The sequence below is a fragment of the Kitasatospora sp. NPDC007106 genome, from assembly GCF_040634455.1.
Lineage (GTDB): Bacteria > Actinomycetota > Actinomycetes > Streptomycetales > Streptomycetaceae > Kitasatospora > Kitasatospora arboriphila.
This window is the reverse complement of record NZ_JBEYFP010000359.1, coordinates 1-6,074: the sequence shown is the minus strand read 5'-3', so window position 1 is coordinate 6,074 and position 6,074 is coordinate 1. Positions and strand designations below refer to the sequence as shown.

At 73.7% G+C, this 6,074-nt stretch carries 6 protein-coding genes, 1 other RNA gene and 1 pseudogene; 6 read left to right on the top strand and 2 right to left on the bottom strand.

What is annotated here, in order from left to right:
- The 5 genes and pseudogenes from ABZ641_RS23310 to ABZ641_RS23290 all read left to right on the top strand — a co-directional run.
- A pseudogene (locus ABZ641_RS23310) lies at nt 1-438 on the top strand (RNB domain-containing ribonuclease); the annotation flags it as partial.
- Nucleotides 439-541: 103 nt separating this feature from the next.
- A complete protein-coding gene (locus ABZ641_RS23305) occupies nt 542-1,972 on the top strand; it encodes a DHA2 family efflux MFS transporter permease subunit (RefSeq protein ID WP_344627700.1) in 1,431 nt (476 codons plus the stop codon).
- Between the two features lie 13 nt (nt 1,973-1,985).
- An RNA gene (gene rnpB, locus ABZ641_RS23300) (RNase P RNA component class A) lies at nt 1,986-2,389 on the top strand.
- Between the two features lie 165 nt (nt 2,390-2,554).
- Entirely contained in the window at nt 2,555-3,046 is a 492-nt protein-coding gene (locus tag ABZ641_RS23295; protein ID WP_344627688.1) for a DUF2975 domain-containing protein, read from the top strand.
- Nucleotides 3,046-3,288: a helix-turn-helix transcriptional regulator gene (locus tag ABZ641_RS23290; RefSeq protein WP_344627687.1), complete on the top strand. Its 243-nt coding sequence runs from the start codon at nt 3,046-3,048 to the stop codon at nt 3,286-3,288. The genes ABZ641_RS23295 and ABZ641_RS23290 overlap by 1 nt, the downstream gene beginning before the upstream one ends.
- A 47-nt stretch (nt 3,289-3,335) precedes the next feature.
- Here ABZ641_RS23290 and ABZ641_RS23285 read toward each other — a convergent pair whose 3' ends face one another.
- Together ABZ641_RS23285 and ABZ641_RS23280 are read right to left on the bottom strand one after the other, a co-directional pair.
- Entirely contained in the window at nt 3,336-3,599 is a 264-nt protein-coding gene (locus ABZ641_RS23285) for a hypothetical protein (RefSeq protein ID WP_359984541.1), read from the bottom strand.
- Nucleotides 3,600-3,692: 93 nt separating this feature from the next.
- Nucleotides 3,693-4,958: a helix-turn-helix domain-containing protein gene (locus ABZ641_RS23280; RefSeq protein ID WP_359984538.1), complete on the bottom strand. Its 1,266-nt coding sequence runs from the start codon at nt 4,956-4,958 to the stop codon at nt 3,693-3,695.
- 187 nt (nt 4,959-5,145) lie between these two features.
- Here ABZ641_RS23280 and ABZ641_RS23275 point away from each other — a divergent pair, with 187 nt between their 5' ends.
- A complete protein-coding gene (locus ABZ641_RS23275) occupies nt 5,146-6,015 on the top strand; it encodes an alpha/beta fold hydrolase (protein ID WP_359984544.1) in 870 nt (289 codons plus the stop codon).
- Nucleotides 6,016-6,074: the final 59 nt, after the last annotated feature.

Genomic DNA, 6,074 nt, shown 5'->3' with positions numbered 1-6,074 from the left:
GACCCGGGCCACGCGGCGCTCGCCGCGCCGTACGCGCACTGCACGGCGCCGCTGCGCCGCCTCGCCGACCGGTACGCGCAGGAGATCTGCGTGGCGGTGGCCGGCGGCACCGACGTGCCGGGCTGGGTCCGCGACGACCTGCTCGACGTGCCGGGGGAGATGGGGCGCGGCGACCGGCGGGCCCACGAGGTCGAGCGGGCCTGCGTCGACCTGATCGAGGCCGAGGTGCTGCGCGGCCGCGAGGGCGAGGACTTCGACGCCGTGGTGATCGACGTCGACGAGCGCCGGCCCGCCCGGGGAACCGTCCAGCTCGCCGATCCCGCCGTCGTCGCCAAGTGCGACGGCGAGGGGCCCGGGCTGCCGCTCGGCGAACGCATCCGCGTCCGCCTCACCAGTGCCGATCCCGCCACCCGAACCGTCCGCTTCGCACCCGTGTGAGCCGCCCGTGTCCCTGAGCCGCCCCGTCCCGCCCGCGCCCGGCCCCGGCCGGGACGACCCCGCCGCCCGTCCGCCCGCCCCCGCGGGGGACCGGCGCCGCCGCCTGCTCGTCCTGGCGGTCTGCTGTCTCAGCCTGTTCATCGTCAGCCTCGACACCACCGTGGTGAACGTCGCGCTGCCGGCCGTCCAGCACGACCTCGGCGCGCCCGCCTCCGGACTGCAGTGGGTGATCGACGCCTACACGCTGGTGCTCGCCGCGCTGCTGATGCTCTCCGGTTCGGTGGCCGACCGGGTCGGCCGGCGGCGGATCTTCCTGATCGGCCTGCTGGTCTTCGTCCTCGGATCGCTGCTGTGCAGCCTCGCGCCGGGCCTCGGCTGGCTGATCGCCTTCCGCAGCCTGCAGGCGGTAGGCGGTTCGATGCTCAACCCGGTGGCGATGTCGATCATCACCAACACCTTCACCAGCCCACGGGAGCGGGCCCAGGCGATCGGCGTCTGGGGCGGTGTGGTCGGCATCTCCATGGCGCTCGGCCCGCTGATCGGCGGCTTCCTGGTGGACAGCGCCGGCTGGCCGGCGATCTTCCTGGTCAACGTGCCGATCGGCCTCGCCGCCTTCGTGCTGACCCTCCGGTACGTGCCCGAGTCCCGCTCGCCACGGCCGCGCCGGCTCGACCCGGTCGGGCAGCTGCTGATGCTGCTGATGCTCGGCTGCGGCACCGCCGCGATCATCGAGGGCCCCGGCCACGGCTGGACCTCCCCGCTGATCCTCTCGCTGGCCGGGGTCGCGTTGGCCGCGCTCGTCCTGCTGCCGATCTGGGAGTCGCGGGTGCGCGAGCCGCTGATCGACCCGCGGTTCTTCGCCAGCATCCCGTTCAGCGGCGCCACCGTCACCGCGGTCTGCGCCTTCGCCTCGCTCGGCGGCTTCCTCTTCCTCAACGCGCTGTACCTGCAGGAGGTCCGCGGGTACGACCCGGTGCAGGCCGGGCTGTTCACCCTGCCGATGGCCGTGATGATGCTGGTCTTCGCACCGGTGTCCGGACGGATCGTCGGGCGTTCCGGGCCGCGGATGCCGCTGGTCTGCGCGGGCGCCGCGCTGGCCGCCAGCGGGCTGCTGCTGACCCGGGTGGCCGCGGACTCGCCGCCCGCGCTGGTCCTCGGCGCCTACGCGCTGTTCGGGCTCGGGTTCGGGCTGGTGAACGCGCCGATCACCAACTCGGCGGTCTCCGGCATGCCGCTCGCCCAGGCGGGGGTGGCCGCCGCGGTCGCCTCCACCAGCCGCTCGGTCGGCCAGTCGCTCGGCGTCGCGGTGATCGGCACCGTGGTCACCTCGGCGCTGGTCGGACCGGCCGCCGCCGGATTCGCGGAGGCCAGCCACGCCGGCTGGTGGATCGTCACCGCGCTCGGCCTCGCCGTGATCGGGCTGGGTCTGGCCACGACCACACCGCGGGCCGCGGCGAGTGCCGCACGGGTCGCCGCCCGGCTGGACCCGGCCCGGGCCGGTGTGCCGGGCGGGGCCCCCGAGCGGCTACGATGACCACTACGGCGGACGAGCCGGCCGGGCGGTCGCGACGGGTCCTTCACGGGGCCCGCCGAGGAACGTCCGGGCTCCACAGAGCAGGGTGGTGGGTAACGCCCACCCGGGGTGACCCGCGGGACAGTGCCACAGAAAGCAGACCGCCCACCGCTTCGGCGGCGGGTAAGGGTGAAACGGTGGTGTAAGAGACCACCAGCGACCGAGGTGACTCGGCCGGCTCGGTAAACCCCACCTGGAGCAAGGTCAAGATCGGTGCCCCTCGGGGTGCCGTGCGCGGATGTTCGAGGGCTGCTCGCCCGAGTCCGCGGGTGGACCGCACGAGGCTGTCGGCAACGGCAGCCCTAGATGGATGGCCGCCTCCCCGGGCCGCGCAAGCAACCCGGGAGACAGAACCCGGCGTACAGGCCGACTCGTCCGTCACCAGGCCGACGGAAGGCCCCCGATCCGCATCGCGCGGACCGGGGGCCTTTTCGCGTCCGGAGGGCGGCGACTCGGCGAACGGCCTGCGGAGCCGCCCTCGCTCTTGCCGCGCCTATCGAGATTCGATAGATTCCCATCGCAATTCGATGGGAGGATGAGGTCGTGGGAAAGCTGACAGTGGGGGCGCTGCGCGCCGTGCTCGCGGTGGTGTTCGCCGGCACCGTGCTGGTGCAGGTCCTGATGGTGTGGGTGTTGGTCAGCGGGAACGACCCGGAGGACGGGACGCTGCCGCTGACCGCGTTCCGCGTGGTCACGATCCTGGGCCTGGTGACGGCCCAGGTCGCCCTGGTCTGCGTCTGGCGGCTGGTGGCGATGGTGCGGCGCGGGACGGTGTTCTCGCACGCCGCCTTCCGCTACGTGGACGGCGTGATCGGCGCGATCGTGGCGGCCGCCCTCGTCTGGTTCGCGGTCACCGCGATCAACGCCCCGGGCCAGCGGGAGGACCCGGGCGTCACCGTCATCATGGCCGGGATCGGCGTGGCGATCCTGGGGGTCGCGCTCATCGTGCTCGTGCTGCGGATGCTGCTCGCCCAGGCCGTCGCGCGCGACGTCGAGGCGACGCAGCTGAAGGCCGAGTTGGACGAGGTGATCTGATGCCCATCGTCGTCGACATCGACGTGATGCTGGCCAGGCGGAAGATGTCCGTGGGCGAGCTCGCGGACCGCGTCGGGATCACCCCCGCCAACCTCGCCGTCCTCAAGAACGGCCGTGCCAAGGCCGTCCGCTTCGCCACGCTCGCCGCACTCTGCGAGGTCCTCGCCTGCCAGCCGGGCGACCTGCTCCGCTGGGAGTCCGAGGACCTCGTACCGGCCGACGCGGACCCGGAGCACGTGTGAGGCTGCGGTGGGAGGCGCGGCCGTGACCCCGCCTCCCACCGCTCGGCTCAGGCCCTGCGGCGGAAGAGCATGACGAGGGCGATGCGTTCCCCGCCGAGTGACTTGCCCTCGCCGACGGCGAAGTTGGCGAAGGTCCAGCCGGAGGCCTCGACGGCCTGGATCTGCTCGGCCATGCCGACCATGGGCCCGGTGGTGAGACTGTTCTTGTTGGCCTCGATGGCCTTCCAGACGAAGACGGAGTCGCCGCGGTTGTAGGCGTCGGCCGCCTCCTTGCCCGCGTTGTTCCCCTTGGCCTGGTTGATGAAGCCCATGTGTCCCCCTGTGCTGGTGCTGTGTCAGCACCCTGCCAGCGCCACTGCTGGTGGAGCAAGGCGGTGACGGAGTCGTGACCGCCGACCCGGCGGTCACGCGCGTTCGGCGTCGTGGGCGGCGACGGCGGCGGTGAGGCGCAGGAGGTCGGCGGGGCGGGCCGGGTCGAGGCCGGTGAGGGCGGCGATGCGGCGCAGCCGGTAGTCGACGGTGTTGGGGTGGAGGTGGAGCGCGTTCGCGGTGTGCCGGCGGTTGAGGCCGCCGGCCAGGTGGGTGCGCAGGGTGGTGAGCAACTCGCCCGCCCCGTGGAGGGGCCCGATCAGGGCGGCGAGCCGGGGTCTGGCGTGGCCGGGCCGGCTGAGCTGGTACTCCAGGAGCAGGTCGTCGAGCCGGTAGAGGCCGGGCGGCCGGCCGAAGGTGCGGGCCACGTCGAGGACTTCGTAGGCGAGGGCGGCGGCGGCCGCGACGCCCGAGGGTTCGGCGGCGGCCCCCGCGGCGAGCACCGGGGCGCCTGCGGCCCGGGCGGTCGCGGCGACGGTGTCCGCGAGGCGGTGCCACTCGGCGGTGGGCAGGTCGGTCGGCCGGGTGTCGAGCGGGACGAGCACCAGGCCGCCGTCGGCGGCGAGCACCGAGAGGGCCGAGTGCCGGGTGCGGTGGTCGAGTTCGGCGCGCAGGCGGCGGAGTTTGCGGCGGCCGGCGACCGTCCGGTCGACGTCCTCGGCGTGTTCGTCGGGGTGGTCGTCGACGGAGAGGACGAGGACGGCGTAGCCGGGGGCCAGCCGTAGGCCGGCCCGGGCGGCGGCCTCGTCGGCGGGGGTGCCGTCGAGCAGGGCGCCGAGCAGTGCGTTCCGGGCGGCGTGCCGTTCGTCGACCATGGTGCGGCGTTCCTCGAAGTAGCCGGCGCCGGCCGCGGCGGTGACCTGGCGGAGGTGGTCGAGCAGCAGCCGGTGGAGCGTGAGCAGGCCGGGGGTGTCGCCCTCCCCGGCCTGCCGGGTCATCCAGTCCCAGCAGACCTCCAGGCCGATGTGGTGGGCGAGCAGGACGGCGTCCAGCGGCAGCCCTTCCTCGGCGCGGCGGGCTGCGGTCTGCCGGACGGTGGTGAACTCCTCGTCCGGGGCGGGTTCTCCGGTGCGGACGGCCCGGGCGAGGGCGCGGACGCGGCGCTCGGTGGTGCGGGCGAGTTCGCCGTCGACCTGTTCGCGGGGCAGCCGCCGGTAGGTGGGCAGGGCGTCGAGCAGCGCCGCGAGGACCGCCCGGACGAGTTCCGGCAGGGCGGCCAGCAGCCGCTGGTCCGCGGGGACGCCGCCGATCGTCGGGACGTGCCACCCCGTGACCTGCGCCGGGGCGTTGTGACTGCTCACAGAAATCACCGTCCAGGTCTGGGGAACGCCCGAGGGCCGGTCCGGTGCGGCGGCCCCATCATGGAGGCACTCCCGGTTACCTGTTGGTAACAAACTTCTGGTGTGGAGGCAACAGTTGAGAACCCCACTTCTCCGCTTCTCCGCAAGAACCTTCCGCCGCAGGCTCGTCGGCGCCCTCGGCTCGGCCCTGCTGGCCGCCGCCCTGCTCGGCGGAGGAGGGTCCGCCGCCCTCGCCGCCGAGACCGCGCCCGCGGCGGCGGCCCCGCCGGACGGCGACACCGTCGCCTCCCCGCCCGGTGCCAACGACTGGAACTGCCGCCCCACGGCGGCCCACCCCAACCCCGTCGTGCTGGTCCACGGCACCTTCGCCAACCGCTTCGAGAACTGGCTGGTGCTGTCGCCGCTGCTGAAGAGCAAGGGCTACTGCGTCTTCGCCCTCGACTACGGCACCGTCCCCGGCGTCACCTCCTCCGGCAGCGGCGTGCTGCTGCCGATCGGCGGGCTCGGCCCGGCCGCCGAGTCCGCGGCCCAACTCGGCCGTTTCGTCGACCTGGTGAGGTCGTACACCGGTGCCGCGAAGGTCGACATCGTCGGCCACTCGCAGGGCGGCATGATCCCGAACTACTACCTGAAGTTCCTCGGCGGCGCGTCCAAGGTGGACAAGCTGGTGGCGCTCGCGCCGTCCAACCACGGCACCACGCTCTCCGGCATCGCCAACCTCGCCCCCTACCTGCCCGGGGTCGCCGACCTGATCTACACCGCCTGCCCGGCCTGCAAGGACCAGGTGGTCGGCTCGGCGTTCAACCGGAAGCTCTCCTCGCTGCCGGACACCGTGCCCGGGGTGCACTACACGGTGATCTCCACCGTCTTCGACGAGGTGGTCACCCCGTACCGGACGCAGTTCCTCAGCGGGCCGGACGTCGACAACATCACCATCCAGGACAGCTGCCTGATCGACCTCTCGGAGCACGTCCTGGTCGCCTTCGACCCGACCTCGCTGCACCACGTGACCAACGCGCTCGACCCGGCCCACGCCACCTGGGTGGGCTGCGGCTGAGCCGTCGGCGGCGGGCCGCCCCACCGGCCCGCCCGCGGTGCCCGCACCGGCCCTGCGCC

Bases quoted from the DNA above. Each gene is read 5' to 3' on its own strand.
- ABZ641_RS23290 (WP_344627687.1), top strand. From the start codon at position 3,046: ATGCCCATCGTCGTCGACATCGACGTGATGCTGGCCAGGCGGAAGATG.
- ABZ641_RS23285 (WP_359984541.1), bottom strand. From the start codon at position 3,599: ATGGGCTTCATCAACCAGGCCAAGGGGAACAACGCGGGCAAGGAGGCG.